Below are 16999 nucleotides of genomic sequence, written 5' to 3' on the forward strand. Positions count from 1 at the left end.
GGGACGCGATACCCGGTTCCCTGCCCCCGACGGCGCATGACAGCATTCCGTCATGCCGACGGGGGATACACCTGCAACGGTGGCCGAGGCGGTGCAGGAACTGCGGGAGATCGCCCACTCATGGGTCGACGGGTGGCACGGCGACCCCGACCTTCTGATCGAGGCTGCCCTGCGCGCCCTGTGCGCCGGTGTCGACACACCGTCACTGCTGCACCTCGCCGCGCTGAACCGCGGCGAGCGCGACCAGGCATCGGCGCTGTTCGGCCGGGTGATGGACGAGCTCGGGTTCGGCTTCCACCCGCCCGAGGACTACTGGGAGGGCCGGCTGGCGCTTGCCCGCTGGTGGGCTTCCGAGATCGTCGGCGGCCGGCTGGACCCCGGGGAGGGCATCGCGCTCATCTTCTACAACGTGGCCGAGCCCTACGGGCGGTGCGAGGAGCTGAACCCTCTCATCGACGCGGTGGCGGCGCACTGGGAGCACGGCGGTCCGCAGCGGTCCCCGGACGGGACCACCGCACAGCTGACCCGGATCGCCCGCGAACTCCTGTCCCGCATCCCGCCCCCGCCCGCCCTGCCCGAGGACTGACACCGCGGCACGTCACCCGCCCTCACGGGGATCGCCGTGATCGGGAAGACGCCCGCTGGACGAGGTGTGGAGGACCTCGCGGGCTTGTTCGGCGGCGCGCGTGATGCTCCCGGAGACGAAGTCGACGAAGCGGGCGATGTATTCGAGGCGGGTGGCGGCGGGGGTGCCGGGGCCGAGGACATGGACGCCCTCCTGCGCGGTGTGGGCGAGCCGGGTGGTGGCCTGGGCACTGGCGATCATGGATTGGTACCAGACGTCGCCGTCGACGACGTAGCGGTCCCGGCGGCGCTCCCCGGTACCCCCACCATAGCATTCACTCTCAATCCATTGCAATGCACCACCTCCCGCTCGTTGCGTTAAATGGCAGTCCACTGCAACGATCTAATGCCTCTGACCTGCATTGATGCAAATCAAGCGCAACGACACGATTGTCGACTCCATAAACGCAACGTAGCGTTTCCACTGTCAGAAAGAACGACGGAAACAACGAGTGCAGGAGAAACCACCATGCAGAAGTTCGCCACCCCCGCCCCGGTCTCGGTCGTCCTCGACATCCCCGCGGGACGCATCCGGTTCATCGCCGCCGACCGGGCGGACACCGCGGTCGAGGTCCTGCCGGCCAGCGCCTCCAAGAGCGCGGACGTGAAGGCGGCGGAGCAGACCGGGGTCGCCTACGCCGACGGCGTCCTGCGGATCGAGGCCGCACCGGCGAAGAACCGGATCCTCGGCTCTTCCGGATCGGTCGAGGTCACCGTCCAGCTGCCCGCCGACTCCCGTATCGAGGCGAAGACGGCCGCCGCCGAACTCCGCGGCGTCGGACGGCTCGGCGACGTCGTCTTCGAGAGCGCGCAGGGCTCGGTCAAGCTCGACGAGACCGCCGCCGCCCGCCTCACCCTCCAGGCCGGCGACGTCTCGGTCGGCCGCCTGAACGGCCCGGCGGAGGTCAGTACCCAGAAGGGCGACATCCACATCGCCGAGGCCGTGCGCGGCACGGTCACGCTGCGCACCGAGCACGGCGGGATCTCGGTGGGCGCCGCCCGCGGCGTCTCCGCCTCCCTGGACGCGGGCACCGCCTACGGCCGGATCCACAACGCGCTGGTGAACACCGACGGCGCCGCCGCCGGCCTGAGCATCCACGCGACCACCTCCTACGGCGACATCACCGCCCGCACCCTGTGAACAGCCCGCGCCGGTCGCCCCGGAGACCGACCGGCAAGCCCGTGGGAGGTGGACACCGCACCTCCTACGGCACCCGGAAAACGCGTGCGAGGCCGGCCCGTGTTCGTGAAATGCTCATCACAATGAACACCAGCACCGGCCCTCTCCCCTCACCCCCTCGCGGCACCGTCCGCGCCCTCGCCGCCACAGCCTGCGCCGTGATCCTGCTGGCCGGCTGCGACAGCGGCTCCGGCAGCAGGGCGGCTCCGGCGTCCCCGACCGGCCCGGCAGGGGCCGCTTCGGCGACCCCGGCACCCGCCGTGCCCGCGGACAAGGCGTTCGACCCCGAGAACGCCCTCGCCGCTGCCGGGCAGAAGCCCTACGCGGCGAGCATCAAGATCACCAACGAGGCAAACGGCGTACCCGCGTTGACCATGAGCGGCCGGGCCAACCTCAACGGCCTCTTCACGGGACGCGTGGAGATGAAGTCCCCGGCCGCCACGATCGAATCGGTCACGACGGAGGACACCGACTACTTCCGCGGCCTCGACGTGGAAGGCGCCCAGTGGACGAAGCGTCCCCGCACCCAGGGCGGCAGCCTGGTCAGCTACGAGGCGTACGCGAAACTGCTGCTCGCCGCCGGCCCCGCCGCGCGCAAGGGCATGGAGGACCAGGGCGGCGTCGCCACCTACCACCTCTCGGGACACCTCGACCTGGAGCAGATCGCCTCCGCCGACCCGCGCACGTACGCCTCCATGAAGGCCAAAGGCGTCACCGGCTTCGACTGCGACCAGTGGATCGACAGCCAGGGCCGCACCGTCCGCTTCGAGCAGCGCTTCGACATGCGCGGCGTGAAGGCCGTCAACAAGGCCGTCTTCGCCGACTTCGGACCCGCCGAGAAGTTCGCCGCGCCGACCGGCAGCTGACCGGCAACGCTCCCGCCCTCCCCCGGACCGCCGACAGCCGAGCACCACTTCGCCGACCCCATCACTCCGCACCAGGACCGCAGCGACGGCCGGCGCCGTGGTAGCCGCAGCCGAACACCTCGTGCGCACGCACTGCCCGGAACGCCCCTGGGGCGTCGGCCGGCGGGGAGGCGCCGGCTGCGACCCGGACCAGCGCATTCTCGCCGTCTTGGGGAGGGGTGCAAACAGGCGGACACCCTGCGGCATTTGGGTGAGGGCCGCCCGTTCCCTCTCCACCACCACGTCCGCGGGGGCCGGTGAAGGCCGCTGACGCGGCACTTCACCGGCCCCCGCGCGAACGTAAAACCGGCCCGGCCGACCGGCCGACCGGCCACCCGGCCAACCCGCCGCCCGCGCGCGCCCGGAGGCACTGCGGACGGCGCCGGGAGGCCGGCGCCGTCCGGGACGGCGACGGCCTCCCGGCCGGGAAGGTCCGGGCGGCGCGGGAACGCCGCTACTTGAGCCGGTACAGGCAGCCCTTCGGGTTCTTTCCGCCGTCGTTGTCGGCGACCTGCTTGCCGTCGACCTTGATGACGCACGCGGCCTGCTGCAGCATCCCATCAGCGCCCTGAACCGACCCGGGGACGACCGTCACCAGACGCCCGGCCTTCTGTTCCGCGCCGATGAGCTTGACGGTCTCCGTCTTCGTCCACGGCAGCACCGCCTGCTGCTCGGAGCCGCTCGTCTCGGCGTTGTACATGAGCGGGACCTTGCCCTGCCCGGAAACCTCCAACGTCACTTCGTGGGTCGCGTTGCCGCTCCCCTTTGCGGCGGCAGGCTCCTTGGCCACGGGCGAAGCGCCCTGGGACACCGAACCCGTGGCGCCCGCGCCGTCCGCCTTCCCACCACCATCCTTTTTGCCGTCACTTCCGCAGCCGGTCAGCAGCGCCACTGCAGCGAGCAGTGCCAGTCCGGTAACCGTCTTGCGCATGTTCCCCGTACTCCATCTTTCGGCCTTGCTGTTCTCGTCTTCCCTCCGGCGAGGGAACGACACCCAAGATCCAATCACGCCCCGTGAGGTGACGCGTCACCGGGGTACGTCGAAGCGGGGTCAAGCGGGCATCTCGACTGCCGGGAGGGACGGTTTGACTACTGTCCGCAATCATGGTCAGGGGTCCGCGGCTTGTGCCCACGGCTCGGGACCGGGTGCCGGGAACGGCTCGCGCTGTCGGCCGGACCGCGCTTCACGGCCCGGAGTCCTGCCCCTGCTGACGTCGTGTCCGTCCTCGACCTTCAGCAGCTCCGGGCCGCCGGGGAAGAGAAGAGGGGTGCTGCTCGCGAGCGCTGACCGGCCCATTGCGCCGGGGCGGGCCGCGTAAGGAGAGACCGCAGGATCGGATCGAAAGCGCGTCCGCTTCGCGCTCGTCGCCCTCCTGGCGTCCGGGGCGGCGTTTCGCCGCGCCGTCGGCGCAAGCCGCAGCGCCAACGCGCTGACCGCGCCGACCGCGCCGACCGCGCCGACCGTGGTGACAGCCCCCCTCTGTCTACTCTCTGTCGACTCCCCCGCGAATACAAGACTGCAATTTTTGCGGTCAAACCCGGACACTCATTCCCGGGCGGCGGCCTGCGCCCGCACTCCAACGGGAGGACTTTCATGGCAGACATCTGGGATCCGCACGGCAGTCTGCACCGCATGCTGTGGATCGGAGGCGCGCAGTGGTCCGGCAAGACCACCGTCGCGGAGCTCGTCGCCCGCCGACATGGACTGACGGTGTATCACTACGACTACCACGACGCTCGTGGCCATCAGGACCGCCGGATTGCGCGGCGGGTCGCCCAGGGCGCGCCCGTGGCTGACCCGACCCCCGACCGGGTCTGGTCGGACCGGAGCCCGCAGGAGATGGCCGCGGAGACACTGGCCGGCTTCCCGGTCCGTTTCGGGTGGGCGTTGGACGACCTGCGCGCACTGTTCACCGCCCGCCCGGCGATCGCCGAGGGCTGGGGACTGCGGCCGGAGCTGGTCTCGCCGCTGCTCGACTCGCCCCGACGGATGGTCGTCCTCGTCCCCACCGAGGACTTCCGGCAGCACCAGATCCGCACCGTCCCGCGCGCGGGCGCTCTCGGCATCCCGGTCAGGGACCCGGCCCGCGCCCAGGCCAACCGCATCGCTCGCGACCGCCTGGTGGCCGAGGACGCGGCCCGGAACGCCCGCCGCCTCGGCATCCGCGTCATCGAGGTCGACGGCACCCGCGACGCGTCCGCGGTGGCGTCAATGGTGGCCGAGCAGTTCTCCCCCTACCTACGGGCATCGGCGACTGCATGACCCGCCCACCGTAGTCTGCGACGGTGGGCGGGTCCTGATCGACAGACTGGAGAACCAGCCGTGACCGGCATCGCATTCCTGGCCTCCTTCATCACGACCGGACGCCTGCACGGCATCGGCATCGGTGCCACACTCGGCGAGGTCGACCGGGCCCTGCCGCACCGCTGCGTCGATGTCGTCGGCGAGGACAACGCCTCGCTGCGTCGCGACTACGGGTTCGTCGAGTTCTACTTCAACCCCGGGGAGGAGTGGGTGATGTCCGGCGGGTCGATCGAGCTGCACCGCCTCGCCAACGCCCCGAGCCGACGGCACGGTGGAGCGCGAGCACGGGCGTCGGGTTCACCCCCCACACCGCTTGGGCGGACCTGCGGGAGGCGCTCTCCGATGTCGCTCCGGACCCGGAGTTCACCGTCACCGACCAGGGCGGTTTCCTGGAGTACCGGGCGGAGGCGTCCTGTGTCTCGGTCCTCGTCGTGGACGACGAGGAGGAGGAGAGGGGCTACCGCGTGGGGCACGGGGACGTGTGGAGCGTCAGCCTGTGGGCGCCCGTACGGGCGGACTGACACCGGCACCACGCGCGGAGGCGTCGGCGTCGGTGCCGGTGCCGACCGGCCGGCACCGGCGCCACTGGCGCGAGGTCACGTCCGGAGCGCGAGTGCTGCCGACGTAGGGCGGGGGGAGAGAGGAACGCGTCCACAGGCCCACCGCCCCCCGCCCCCGCCGTTCGTCGTCGGCGGACAGGTCTGTTCGCGCGGGCGGTCCTGGTGCGATCATGACCCTTTCTCGGGGGCCGAGTCGGGGGACCGGAGCATGGACTTCGTCCTGCCGTTGGACGCTGCCGCCGCGACGCTGGAGACGGCCGGGGCAAGGGAGCGGCTCTGTCCGAGCTCGCGCGCGCCGGGCTGCCGGTGCCGGGCGGGTTCCATGTGACGACCGCCGCGTACCGGGAGTTCGTCACCTCGACCGGTGTGGCCGGCCGCATCCGCGCCGAGCTCACCGCCGCCTCCGGACCGGACGGCGATCCGGACGCGGGGGCCGGTGGACTGGCCCGGCTCGGACTCGCGATCGAGGAGCTGTACGGGGAGCCGCGCGACGTCGAGTGGGCGCGCGAGGCGGGTTCCTTCCGCATCCTCCAGGCACGGCCGATCACCACGGTCGCGGCGCCCACGCCCGAGGTGTGGAACGACAGCACCGGCACCGACTCCCTGTGGACGAGCGCCAACCTGGGCGAGGCCGTCCCGGATGTGATGACGCCCGCGACCTGGTCGTTCGTCAAGGCCTTCATGGGCGACGTCATGGTCGGGGCGAGCCTGGAGGGGCGCCCGATGTACGGGAACATCGGCGGCCGCTTCTACATGAACCTCAGCGTCACGGAGACCCTCGCGGCCGCGTTCGGGCAGGGCAGTAAGTTCGCCCGGGCCAACGAGCTGGTGTTCGGGCGCCTTCCGGAGGGCATGGCCATTCCGCTGCTGCCCGCGTCCAGGCTGCGGGTCTGGCGGGACACCATCGGCGAGGCGTTCGCGGTGATGAGCCGCATCCGCGCGACCGGGAAGCAGCTGCCGGCGTTCCTGGAGGAGGCGCCCGAACGCTGCGGGGAGCTGCGGGCCCGCGTCGCCGCCGCGGCGACCGCGGGGGAGCTGTCGGCCCTGTGGGAATCGGAGGTGGCGCCGTACTTCCGCCGCTGCTGCCACATGCTCCAGGCCGCCACCCGCCAGGACGGCGACTCCCTCGTCAAGGTACGCGGCACCCTGGAGTCCCTGGTGGGCGAAGAGGACGCCGACCTGATGACCACCGGCCTCGGCGACGAGGGCCAACTCGCCAGCATGGGACCGCTGCTCGGCCTGGAACGGCTCGCCCGCGGCGAGACCGACCGCGACACCTACACCCGTACGTACGGCCACCGCGGCCCCACGCCTCTTCCGCACGCTGCTGGACCGCCGGATCACCCTGGTCACCACCTCCAACCACCCGCCCGCCGGACTGATGCCGGACCCGCTCTACCACCACCTGTTCGAGCCGACCATCACGCTCATAGAGGAGCGGATGGACGTCCTGGACGTCACGGGTCCGGTGGACTTCCGCCGCCTCGGGCCGCCTCCCCGGACGCGTACCTCCTCGACCGCGGATGAACCGGGAACCGGGCGGGCGCGCCTGTCGGTACCGTCCGTCATGATCGGACACATGAACGAGACCGAGGCGGTCGCAGCCGCACCTCCCACCCGCCGCAGCTGGAACGGATTCCAGTCGTCCGCCGCCCTCCAGGGCTTTGTCGGGGCCTCAGGCTGCTGGAACGAGGATTCCTTCGCCGACATCACCCGCATCGGCCGCTTCATCGAGGGCAGCTGGGCGCCCGAGCCGGGCGACCGCGAGATCCGCCCCTCCGCGGCCGGCAGCTGGACCGAACTCATAGGCCGCCCGGGCGCGCTCGCGCTGCGCGCCGCCTCTGCCGCGACCAGGCCGGAGCGCCGCGCGGTGCTCCTCGACTTCCTGGAGATGTGGGCAGGCACCCCCTTCGCCGACCCTGCCTACCGCTTCCGCGTGGGCCGCCTCGCCGGGACCACCTCCTTCACCGTCCGCGACCGGCACGGCGCCTCGTTCGGCCTCCACCTGCCGGCCGCCCGCAGGACGCTCTACTTCGAGGCCCTGCTCCCCGGCGCCGAGCACGCCCCACGCCCCGAGGAACCGCTCTACGCCGCCGACTGCCACCGCGGTTGGGGCACCCCCGAGCAGCTGCTGCGCCTCGTGGAGCTCGTCCGCGAGCGCGGCCCGGTCGCCACGGACGCGGACGCCACGCTCGCCCTGAGCGGGGCAACCGGCCTCAGCCGCCCCGCCGCCGCCCTCGTCCTGGCCGGCAACTGCGGCGGGGGGAGCTACTACGTGCCCTTCCTCGACGCGCACGAGCGTGCCACGTACGGATTCAAGGCCGCCGAACTCGAATCGGCACGCGAAGAGATGGCGGTGCTGAACGACGACGAGCGGCTCGCCCTGCTCGCCGACGTACTGCCCGACGACCCCGCCGACCTGTGGGAGCCGGGCGGCCCCGCCCGCGTCGCGGAGCGCATCGCCGCCGCCTGGGCCGAGCAGCACGGCACCCGGCCGACCGCGCCGTGGAGCACCTGGCAGGCCGCGGTCGCACTGGACACCGAGATGCCGGCGGCCCACCTGTGCCACCTTCTCCTCGATCCGCCCAACGCCCCCCTCCCGCCCGGCTTCTACCTGCGCATATGGCCCTTCGCGCCCGAGCACCGGCACCTGCGCACCGCGTGGGACGTCATGGGCCGCTACGACGCCGAGACCCTCGCGGACGCCCTCTTCACCGGCCTGACGTGGGCGTACGCTGACCTCCCCGCAGGCGACCCCGTGCGCGCCGGGGCGCCGGAAGCCGTCCGCCACCTGCGCAGGGTGCTGGCCGGCGGCGACTCCCCGGCCCGGGTGCTGCGCGCGGGCGTGGTCCACGGCGACCGGGGCGGCGCCCGCTGGGACTGGCTCACCGACGGCACCTGCGACCGCATCATGGCCCGCATCACCGCCGACGACCTGCCCGCAGGCCGCTACGAGTCCGACCCGCGCGCCTGCGCCCCCGACCTGGTCGCCGACGTCGCGGAGACCCTCGGCCTGTCCGAGGACGCCGCCGCCCTCCACCTCCAGCTGCTGACGCTCCCCGTTCCGTCGGACCGCAACGTGCGGCGCTGGAACGCCTGGACACCGGCCCGCCACAAGGCGGCCGCGGCCGAGCTGCTCGCGCACGGCCTGGCGGTGGAGGACCGCCGGGCCCGCGCCGGACGCACCCTCTTCCTGCCCGGCCCGTGGGCGCACGCCAAGAAGCCGCTGCCGCCGATGGAGTCCTGGAAGGCGCCCCTGACCGGCGCCCGGCTCTCCGCCGCCGGGACCGAGGTCCGGGGCATCAGGCTGTCGCCGGGCACGCTGCCCGAACTGTTCGCCGAGGCATGGCGGCTGGTCCGCAGGGGGCAGGGCCCGAAGCCCTGAGCACACCCCGCCCGCCTTGGCCGGGGCCGGCCGCCGGGCGGGGCGGGGTGACCTACGGTTCCGCTCGGGGTGCGGGTGCCACCAGGGCTTCCCGTCCCCGTCGGGTTCGGTGAAGTCGGGCTCCTCTTCGGCGAACTCGATGCAGGTCTGCCAGTGTTCGAGGATCCCTGTGACGGGATGGTGCCAGGCGTCACCGACAGCAGCGGCCCGGTCGTCGCACCCACCCGGCTGGAGCAGCCGGTGGCGTCGCGCCATCGCGCCATCGCGCCATCGCGACGAAGGCGTCGATGGAACGTGGTGAGCATGGCGTCCATGCCCCCATGCAACCAGGCGCGGAACAGCAGGAGTTGTGCTGGCATACCCTCGCCTGATGGACAAGATCACTGAACGGATCGAGATCGAGGCGGAGGCAACCCGGTCCGCCCCTGCTCTCCTCCTGCGGCCGTGGACGTTGGCGGACGCCGCCGGCCTGGTCGATGTGTACCGGGACGAGGCCCTGCGCCGCTGGACGAGTGAAGACGTGGACGACGAGGAGAGCGCGGCCAGGTGGGTTCAGGACCAGCAGCGCGGCTGGGAAGCCGGTGATCGCTTCGCGTTCGCCGTCGTGGAGCCGCGAGCCGGTGGGCCTGAGGGACGGCGGCCGTTGGGGAACGTGGTCCTCAAAGCCGCCGCCCCTGACACCGGGTCCGCCGAGGTCGGCTACTGGACCGCGGCACATGCGCGCGGCCGGGGAGTGGCGCCGCGCGCAGTGCAGGCCTTGACCGACTGGGCCTTCACTTCCTTCGCCGACGACGGCTTGACCCGCCTGGAACTCCTCCACCAGGTCGACAACCTGGCGTCATGCCGTGTCGCGCAGAAGTGCGGGTACGAACTGACCAGGCTCCTGACTCCGGCACCACCGGCGTATCCCCTCGACGGCCACCTCCACGTACGGGAGCACAGCCCCTGAAACCGGACCCGTCAGACGCCTCCCGGCACAGCCCCCCACCAGGACGGGGACACACTCAACGAGGACACGCTGCTGGCTCGCCCTGTCTCCGAGGCGTCGACACCACGGCTGCCGCCCCCGTGGGGGTCGGGATCGGCGAAGACGAAAATGCGCACGCCGGACTCGGGCACGCGATAGCGGTGGATGCTCCCCGTGAGGTCATCGGGCTCGACCGTGCACCCCAGGGACAGGACCGCCCGCCGCAACCCTTCGAACCGGGGACGGGGCGCGAACTCCCCGTATTCCCGCTCCAGGGCCGCCGGTACGCAGGGGCCGTGGACCAACCTGTGGACCTGCACACTGATCCCGAAGCAGGACGGGGACCCCTCGACATCCGAGAAGGAGAGCTCCACCAGCCCGTAGTCCCGGCGCAGCAGCCCGTCGCCGGGATCGTCGAGGTAGTCGGGCCCCACCGCGGCCTCCCATACGGCGGGGCGGGATCCGATGCCGGCCCCGAGGACGTCGCAGCGTGTTGCGACATGAGCGTAGAAGTCCAGGTCAGACACCCCGTTGATCTCCTCCAGCGTGATCATTTCGTACGGCCGAACCTTAACGGGAACGGCATGGAGCCCCGCAGCGGCCGGCGAGGCCGCTGCGGGGCTGTCAGTTCACGGAATCCCGCGCTCGCTGCGGGTCAGCCCTTGGCGGTGGGCACGTTGGGCACGCAGAACAGGCCCTGCAGGTAGCGGAAGACGATGTGCTGGCCATCCGGGCACCAGCCCTGGTTCGGGTCCTTGTCGAACGGGATGCCGTCGTATACGCCGCGCGTGCAGAACGCCTTGGCGTCGCTGTTGTAGCCGCCGAAGAAGCCGCCGTTCTTGAAGCACTGATCGGCGGTGACGGTGGTCGGGGCGGTGGCGGCGGAGGCGGAGACGGTCGCCATGGGCGCGATCGCGAGGGCAGCCCCAAGGGCCATGGCGGCCGGAATGCGGTGTCGCATCATCAACTCCTTTGTCTATCGGACAGATTCGTCAAATGCAGACCACTCATGCTTCCCGCTCGCCAACCCGCGGACTACACATTTCGACCCCTGTTCCACCCCCTAATATTCCGGCTTGTTGTTTGACCTGCGGATTTGATCGGGCGGCCGGAGCCGCCGGAGTATCAGGACGGCGCTTTCCTGTAGATGCGGTCGAGGCTGCCGCACATCACGTTGGAGGAGCCGATCCACATGATCGTGAAGGTGTGGCCGTTGCTCTTCCTGGTCACGGCGTCGGCGCAGTAGTCCGGTTTGATCTCGTCGGGTGCGATGCCCTGGGTCGGCGGCGGGAACGGCAGCCGCTTGGGCAGCCAGCAGGCCCCGACGTCGACGATCCCCTTGAGGTCCTTGCGGACGACCGCCACCATGCCGATCGACCACGGCGTGCTCTTGTGCTGGTACACCCCGACGGCCAGGCGGTCGGTCTCGTAGGCGCACTTTGCGACGTCGTTGGCCGCGTCCAGCTTGCCGACGAACTGGCCGAGCCCGTTGCGGAAGCTCGTGTACCTCGGGTTGCCGCTCTTGGGGACGAAGCCGAGGATCTGGTCGGCCAGCCTGGCGAGGGGCACGCAGGGATTCTGATTGATCCTGCTGACTTCGTCCGCCGGCGGGAAGCCGGGGAGCTGGGACCTGGTGAGGGGCCCGGGGGTGGGGCAGGCGGGTTTCTTGCTGCTGGTGGTGCCGTCACTCTCGCCGGTCCCGGCCGAGGGCTTCGAGTCGGAGGGCGCCGCGTTGGGCTCCTGCTCCTGCTCCTGCTCCGTGCTGCCGTGGTCCGACCCGGGGTTCGGCTGCGTGCACGACACGCCGGTCAGTGCGACGACGACCGCCACCGCCACCGCCCACGCCCGCCGCCTCCCCGTGGCTGTCCCCAGCGATCCGCGTGCCCCGCGTACGGAGGACGGCTGCGGGGCGACGGGCCTCGGGCTTCCGGAGCGCAATGAGGGAGGATCGAGCTCGTTCGGAGCGGGACCGTCCTTGGACCTGTCGCCGTGGCCGGCGGCGGCCGAAGCGGCGGCCGTGACGGCGGCGGCCCGGTGTGCTCGCATCGTGTTGTCTCCTTGGGCGTCGCAATGGTGTGTCCGGTCGGGGCGGGTGGGATCACGAGCCGCCTCCGGGTGGGTGTCGACAACAGTGGTCTGCGCAGGTCGCCCGGGACATCAGTACTGGCACTGAACCGTGGTACGCAGCCGGTGCCGGTGCCGCAACCGGGTCCTCGTCGAGTGCGGCTGCGGGATACTCCCGGAGTGGAAAGCGAATTCGTCGGCAGGGAAGCCGAATTGGCGATTCTCGCCCAGCGCCTCGAAGAGGCGGCGCGGGCCTCCGGATCCGTGGTGCTGCTCGCGGGGGCGGCGGGTGCCGGCAAGAGCACGCTCGCGGTCGAGGCGCTGCGCCGCCACGCCGACCCCGAGCGCGTCACCGTCGTACGGGGCCACTGCCCCAGGGACGCGGTGGCACCGCCGCTGTGGCCCTGGCAGCGTGCCTTGCTCCTTGCCGAAGCCGCCCCCGGAGTCCCTGGAGGCCCCGGGGCCCCCGGACACCGGACGGCCGAGCCTGCGGGGGCGTCGACCGCGGTCGAGCGGGTGCCGTGGAGTACGGCGAAGCCGGCCGACGCAGCGGCGGCGCGGTTTCTGGAGCTGGCCCGGATGAGTGAGGCTCTGGCCGCGGCCGCCACCGAACGCACACTCGTCGTTCTGCTGGAGGATCTGCACTGGGCCGACACCGCCAGCCTCGACCTGCTGCGGCACCTGGCCGGCCGGGTCGCCGACTGCGGCCTGTTCGTCCTCGGCACGTTCCGGGAACCGGTGCCCGAGGAAACCGCCGGAGCCCTCGCGGACCTGGGCCGCTACGGTGCCGCCACACTGCGCCTGGCGCCCTTCACCCGGGATGAAGTCGCCCGGTGCGTCGGTGAGGCCGACGCGGCCGAGTCCTACCGGCGCACGGGCGGACTGCCCCTGCTGGTCACGGCACTGCGCACGCACCCAGGCGGCCTCGGCACCGTCGTCAGCGGCCTGCTGGCCGGGCTCACCGCCGAGCAGCGCGACGTCGTACGGGCCGCGGCAGTGCTCGGCGAACACCTGGACACCGACCAGCTCGCCGCGGTCCTGCCGGAGTCGGGCGAGACCAGCGTCGCCCGGGCGCTGGAAGCCGCCTGGCATGCCGGGGTGCTCACCGCGGCAGAGGACCCCCGAGCCGGACGCACGTATCGCTTCAGCCACGACCTCGTACGCGACGAGGTGCTCGGCCGGACCACCCCGGCCACCTCCCGTGCGCTGCACCGGGCCGCCGCACGGGCACTGGAGCAGGCCGGCAACCCCGCCGACGCAGCCCGTATCGCGGCACACTGGCGACGCTCCGGCACGGCTCCCGCTCACCGTGCCGCCGCCGCACGCTGGTCGCGGACCGCCGCGGATCTGGCCCGCGAACGGCACGCCCATGCGGACGCCGCCCGACACCTGGCGGACGCCGCCGGCGTCCTCGACGCGGCCGACCCGGAGCGTGTGTCGGCGCTCATCGACCTGGCCCGCGCCGAGTACCTCGCCGGGCGCTACGACGCCAGCCTGCGCCACTGCGACGAGGCGTCGGACGCAGCGATCGCCGGCGGCCGACCGGCCCTGCTCGCCGAGGTCGCCCTGGTGTTGCAGGGCGTCACGTTCCCCCGTGCCTCACAGGCCATCACCCGGCTGTGCCGAGCGGCACTGGCCGTCGACGGCCTGCAGGACGCGATGCGTGCCCGGCTGATCGCCCAGCTCGCCACCGCCTCGGCCGATCTCGGCTCACCCGAGGAGGCGGCCGAACTCGCCCGCGCCGCCCTCGATCTGGCCGGAACCACCGGCGACGTGCGGGCCGAACTCGACGCCGCCCGGGCGGTGGAGATGACCCTGGCCCATCCCGACGACACCGCCGAACGCCTGCGCCTGGGAGAGCTGGCCGTCACCCGCGCGGAACGACTCGGCGACCCGCTCGCCGCCGTCCTCGGCCACCAGTGGCGCGTCCAGTCCGGATACCTGCTCGGGCGGACGGACGTGGTGGACGATGCGATCCGCGGCATCGAAGCGCTCGTGGCCCGCTCCCCGAGACCGCTGATCCGCTGGCACCTGCTGCGCGTCAGCGCGGCCCGGGCCGCGCAGGAAGGACGGTTCACCGACGCCCGCCGCCACAACGAGGACGCCACCGAACTCGCTCTGGCCGGCGGAGACCAGTACGCCATCGCCATGGGCTACGTACTGCACCAGCAGCTGGCCCTGGTGCGCGGCGACGCCGCGGAACTGCGCGAGGAGATGTGGCGCGACCTCGACCGTGCGCCGAGGAACCCGCTGATCCTGTCCCTGCGAGCACGAGCACTGTTCCTCGCCGGGCGGCCGGACGAGGCGCGGGACGCCTACCACCGGCTGCGCCCGCTGCTTCCGATCCCGATGACGAACCCGCCGTGGCCCGCAGTACTGCTGAATCTGGTCGACCTGATCGAGCTGGCGGGCGACGCCGGGGCCGCGCGGCTGGTGTACGACCAGCTCACACTGTTCCGGCCGTACCCGGGAGCCCTCGGCACGTCCACGGCGTACTTCTCCGGCACGGTCAGCCGCGACCTCGGCCGTCTCGCCCGGACCGCGGGCCGGCCGGAACAGGCCGAGGAACTGTTCCGCGAGGCGCTGATCCGCAATCGGGCCCTCGGCGCGAGGCCGTATGTGGCACTGACCTGCCTGGACCTCGCCGCCGTCGCACGCGACAAGGGCGACCTCCAGGCCGCGGCGGCCCTCGCCCGGGAGGCACTGGCGATGGCCGACCGGCTCGACCTGCCCGGCCCGTCCGCCGCTGCGGCACGCCTCATCGGCGAAGTCACCGCCCGGCGAGACGACTCCGACCCGCTCACCCCGCGCGAACGCCAGATCGCCCGGCTCGTGGCCCGGGCCCACACGAACCGGCAGATCGCCGACGACCTGGTCATTTCCGAACGCACAGTGGAAAGCCACGTCCGCAACATCCTCGCCAAACTCGGCTACGCCAACCGCACCGAAATGACAGCGCACTGGCCCTCCCCGTACCAGGCAAGGGAATGACATACGAAGGTACTGCTCGCGAACGCCCCCAACCCCACGGCGAACAGGAACGCCCGAACCACGCCTGCTACCCGCACCTCGGGAACGTCCAGCCCGCCACGGCCACCGGGCGCGGCCGTGACGGCGAACAACGCACGCGGCTGCGAGAACAGCCGGGACCCCGCCGACCCCGAAATGCTCACGGCACAGCGGAAGAACAAGACGACCGGCGAAACCAATCCCGAAGCCATCCGCATGCTGCTCTCGCGCTTTATTCCGTTGCCGAACAGCCCAGTATGGGATCTGCTGGTCGACTACGAGCGGCCGAACTTCTTCAAGAGCAGCGCCGAGATCGACAGCTGCCTGGCCGCCGGGCGCTCTGCTGATCATTCTGCTGCCGGGGCCGAGCTCCCTGTTCACGCTGTCGGTCGCCGCACGGCTCGGGGTCAAAGCCGGATATCGCGCCGCGGCAGGGGTGTTCCTGGGCGAGACCCTGCTCATGATGGCGACGGCGGCAGGACTCGCCTCGCTGCTCCAGAACAACGAGCTGCTGTTCGCCATCGTGAAGTACGCCGGGGCCGGGTATCTGACCTGGATCGCCGTGAGCATGATCCGGGCAGCATGGGCGATGTGGCGACACCGCGACGAGAAGAGCGCGGAGGACGCGGAGGACGCGGCGGCCCCGGAGCCGTCGACGGGCGGGCGGTTGTCCCGGCGCTCGCTGGTGATCACCATCCTGAACCCGAAGGCAATTCTGTTCTTCATCTCGTTCTTCGTGCAGTTCGTCGACCCTGACTACGCCCACCCGGAGCTGTCCTTCGCCCTGCTCGCACTGGTCTACCAATTCATCAGCGTTGCGTACGTGACCGCGCTGATCCTCGGCGGCACCTATCTCGCCACGCAGTTCCGCCGCCGCCGGAAGCTGTCGGCGGGCCTGACGACGGGGGCGGGAGCCCTGTTCCTCGGTTTCGCGGCGAAGCTGGCCACGACAAGCAACTGAGCGTGGCTGGGACGTCCCTCACGCCATGGACCGCACGGGTGAGGTGGCCTCACACCGACAGACCTCCCATACGAGTGCCGAGAGATCCGTGGCGAACGCCGGCGCCGGAGCCGCACCCCCTCGGGGCGCCTGCCGCCGGCGCCTTATGGGGTGTCGGCGCTCAGAGCCAGGTGGCGCAGTGTGGTGTAGGTGAGGTAGCCGGGCCATGGGTCGGTGTCGGGGACCAGGCGGGTGAAGTGGGAGTAGGAGGTGCTCCCGTCCAGCACGCCGGCGAGCAGCGCGCCGGTCTCGCCGCCGGCGCGCTGGGCTGCACGTGTGCAGGCCATCAGGGCGGCGCCGACTGCAGGGCGGGAGGGACCGTGGGAGTCGGCGGGCCAGTCGATGGGGCGTACCGCCTCTGGTCCCAGCCAGGCCGTCAGGACTTCTGCCACGGTGCTCCACAGTTTGAACGGGCGCAGGAGGTGCGGGGTTTGCGCGATTCCGAATGTCGTGTCGGCGCCCGGCCGCAGTAGCTCGGCGAGGGGTCGGTCGAAGAGGCCTCGCGTGTCCCGGTCGAGGGTGTCGGTGTTGTCCGTGGCGTGGACGAGGTTGAAGACGGGGTTCAGCGCTCCGAAGTCCCTGCGCAGTGTGCCGGGCCGCGCCCGGTGGGGCAGGACGTCCCCCATGAGCCGCTCCGCCAGTTCGGCTGCGGCCGTCTGTTTGCCCGGGGGCCTGTCGTTCTTCTGCTCCAGCAGCAGGGCATGGACGGGGCCCAGGGTGTATATGACCGCGTCCAGTTCTCCGTCGATGGGGCCGCCGGTCTGGCTGTTCGTGCGCAGGAGGCTCTGGTGCTCCGGGCTGAGGATCAGCTCACGGAACCCGCACAGCCAGTAGCCGTGGTCCCGCATCCACGAAGAGATGAGTCGGGTCAGGTGCTGGGCCACGCCGTCCGGTTTGACGATGAGGAGAGCGAGGCGGTCCGGCTCGGGCAAGCATGACTCCTGTACGGGGAGGGAGCGCAGCACAGTCGTCGACTCTACCCGCATGCCCGGCGGGCGGA

Annotated in this window: 14 protein-coding genes and 3 pseudogenes; 11 read left to right on the plus strand and 6 right to left on the minus strand. The window is 71.7% G+C overall.

What is annotated here, in order from left to right; all coding sequences use genetic code 11:
* Positions 1–52 precede the first annotated feature (52 nt).
* Positions 53–586, plus strand: a complete 534-nt coding sequence (locus ACIQUT_RS23835) for a hypothetical protein (RefSeq protein WP_403565449.1) — start codon at positions 53–55, stop codon at positions 584–586.
* A gap of 12 nt (positions 587–598) precedes the next feature.
* Here the strand turns inward: ACIQUT_RS23835 and ACIQUT_RS23840 are convergent.
* Positions 599–877, minus strand: a pseudogene (locus ACIQUT_RS23840) (MarR family transcriptional regulator); the annotation flags it as partial.
* 216 nt (positions 878–1093) lie between these two features.
* On the opposite strand from ACIQUT_RS23840, the gene ACIQUT_RS23845 reads away from it, so the two are divergent.
* Positions 1094–1765, plus strand: coding sequence for a DUF4097 family beta strand repeat-containing protein (locus ACIQUT_RS23845; RefSeq protein ID WP_403565451.1), 672 nt, complete (start codon positions 1094–1096; stop codon positions 1763–1765).
* A gap of 122 nt (positions 1766–1887) precedes the next feature.
* Positions 1888–2670 (plus strand): hypothetical protein, encoded by a 783-nt coding sequence (locus ACIQUT_RS23850; RefSeq protein WP_403565453.1) that lies wholly within the window; start codon positions 1888–1890, stop codon positions 2668–2670.
* A 493-nt stretch (positions 2671–3163) separates the two neighbouring features.
* On the opposite strand, the gene ACIQUT_RS23855 is transcribed toward ACIQUT_RS23850, so the two are convergent.
* Positions 3164–3640, minus strand: coding sequence for a hypothetical protein (locus tag ACIQUT_RS23855; protein WP_403565455.1), 477 nt, complete (start codon positions 3638–3640; stop codon positions 3164–3166).
* 663 nt (positions 3641–4303) lie between these two features.
* Here ACIQUT_RS23855 and ACIQUT_RS23860 point away from each other — a divergent pair.
* The 6 genes and pseudogenes from ACIQUT_RS23860 (at position 4304) to ACIQUT_RS23885 (ending at position 9908) form a co-directional block, all read left to right on the plus strand.
* The gene (locus ACIQUT_RS23860; protein ID WP_403565456.1) at positions 4304–4972 is read left to right on the plus strand and encodes a hypothetical protein; all 669 of its coding nucleotides are present in this window, start codon (positions 4304–4306) and stop codon (positions 4970–4972) included.
* 248 nt (positions 4973–5220) lie between these two features.
* Positions 5221–5535: a hypothetical protein gene (locus ACIQUT_RS23865; RefSeq protein ID WP_403565457.1), complete on the plus strand. Its 315-nt coding sequence runs from the start codon at positions 5221–5223 to the stop codon at positions 5533–5535.
* A gap of 312 nt (positions 5536–5847) precedes the next feature.
* A pseudogene (locus ACIQUT_RS23870) lies at positions 5848–6123 on the plus strand (PEP/pyruvate-binding domain-containing protein); the annotation flags it as partial.
* Positions 6124–6919: 796 nt separating this feature from the next.
* Positions 6920–7015, plus strand: a pseudogene (locus ACIQUT_RS23875) (hypothetical protein); the annotation flags it as partial.
* A 138-nt stretch (positions 7016–7153) separates the two neighbouring features.
* Positions 7154–8959: a hypothetical protein gene (locus ACIQUT_RS23880; protein WP_403565458.1), complete on the plus strand. Its 1806-nt coding sequence runs from the start codon at positions 7154–7156 to the stop codon at positions 8957–8959.
* A gap of 370 nt (positions 8960–9329) precedes the next feature.
* Positions 9330–9908: a GNAT family N-acetyltransferase gene (locus ACIQUT_RS23885; RefSeq protein WP_403565460.1), complete on the plus strand. Its 579-nt coding sequence runs from the start codon at positions 9330–9332 to the stop codon at positions 9906–9908.
* Positions 9909–9919: 11 nt separating this feature from the next.
* Here the strand turns inward: ACIQUT_RS23885 and ACIQUT_RS23890 are convergent, their stop codons facing one another.
* The 3 genes from ACIQUT_RS23890 to ACIQUT_RS23900 form a co-directional block, all read right to left on the minus strand.
* Positions 9920–10480 (minus strand): hypothetical protein, encoded by a 561-nt coding sequence (locus ACIQUT_RS23890; RefSeq protein WP_403565462.1) that lies wholly within the window; start codon positions 10478–10480, stop codon positions 9920–9922.
* Between the two features lie 101 nt (positions 10481–10581).
* Entirely contained in the window at positions 10582–10887 is a 306-nt protein-coding gene (locus tag ACIQUT_RS23895) for a hypothetical protein (protein ID WP_403565463.1), read from the minus strand.
* A 164-nt stretch (positions 10888–11051) separates the two neighbouring features.
* Positions 11052–11972 carry a hypothetical protein gene (locus tag ACIQUT_RS23900; protein WP_403565465.1) on the minus strand — a complete coding sequence of 307 codons (921 nt, stop codon included), beginning with the start codon at positions 11970–11972 and terminating at the stop codon, positions 11052–11054.
* A gap of 198 nt (positions 11973–12170) precedes the next feature.
* Between ACIQUT_RS23900 and ACIQUT_RS23905 the strand changes: the two genes are divergently transcribed.
* On the plus strand, positions 12171–14981 hold the full coding sequence (locus ACIQUT_RS23905; RefSeq protein WP_403565466.1) for an AAA family ATPase: 2811 nt from the start codon (positions 12171–12173) through the stop codon (positions 14979–14981).
* Positions 14982–15339: 358 nt separating this feature from the next.
* Positions 15340–15960, plus strand: coding sequence for a leucine efflux protein LeuE (gene leuE, locus ACIQUT_RS23910; protein ID WP_403565543.1), 621 nt, complete (start codon positions 15340–15342; stop codon positions 15958–15960).
* A gap of 143 nt (positions 15961–16103) precedes the next feature.
* Here the strand turns inward: leuE and ACIQUT_RS23915 are convergent, their stop codons facing one another.
* Positions 16104–16931 carry a nucleoside-diphosphate kinase gene (locus tag ACIQUT_RS23915; RefSeq protein ID WP_403565468.1) on the minus strand — a complete coding sequence of 276 codons (828 nt, stop codon included), beginning with the start codon at positions 16929–16931 and terminating at the stop codon, positions 16104–16106.
* Positions 16932–16999: the final 68 nt, after the last annotated feature.

It is taken from the genome of Streptomyces sp. NPDC090445, assembly GCF_044769385.1.
Taxonomy (GTDB): domain Bacteria; phylum Actinomycetota; class Actinomycetes; order Streptomycetales; family Streptomycetaceae; genus Streptomyces.

What these genes read in the sequence shown, in the direction of transcription:
- ACIQUT_RS23895 (WP_403565463.1), bottom strand. Translation starts at nt 10,887, where the DNA reads ATGCGACACCGCATTCCGGCCGCCATGGCCCTTGGGGCTGCCCTCGCG.
- ACIQUT_RS23835 (WP_403565449.1), top strand. Translation starts at nt 53, where the DNA reads ATGCCGACGGGGGATACACCTGCAACGGTGGCCGAGGCGGTGCAGGAA.
- ACIQUT_RS23850 (WP_403565453.1), top strand. Translation starts at nt 1,888, where the DNA reads ATGAACACCAGCACCGGCCCTCTCCCCTCACCCCCTCGCGGCACCGTC.
- ACIQUT_RS23890 (WP_403565462.1), bottom strand. Translation starts at nt 10,480, where the DNA reads ATGATCACGCTGGAGGAGATCAACGGGGTGTCTGACCTGGACTTCTAC.
- ACIQUT_RS23855 (WP_403565455.1), bottom strand. Translation starts at nt 3,640, where the DNA reads ATGCGCAAGACGGTTACCGGACTGGCACTGCTCGCTGCAGTGGCGCTG.
- ACIQUT_RS23900 (WP_403565465.1), bottom strand. Translation starts at nt 11,972, where the DNA reads ATGCGAGCACACCGGGCCGCCGCCGTCACGGCCGCCGCTTCGGCCGCC.
- ACIQUT_RS23885 (WP_403565460.1), top strand. Translation starts at nt 9,330, where the DNA reads ATGGACAAGATCACTGAACGGATCGAGATCGAGGCGGAGGCAACCCGG.
- ACIQUT_RS23860 (WP_403565456.1), top strand. Translation starts at nt 4,304, where the DNA reads ATGGCAGACATCTGGGATCCGCACGGCAGTCTGCACCGCATGCTGTGG.
- ACIQUT_RS23880 (WP_403565458.1), top strand. Translation starts at nt 7,154, where the DNA reads ATGAACGAGACCGAGGCGGTCGCAGCCGCACCTCCCACCCGCCGCAGC.
- ACIQUT_RS23845 (WP_403565451.1), top strand. Translation starts at nt 1,094, where the DNA reads ATGCAGAAGTTCGCCACCCCCGCCCCGGTCTCGGTCGTCCTCGACATC.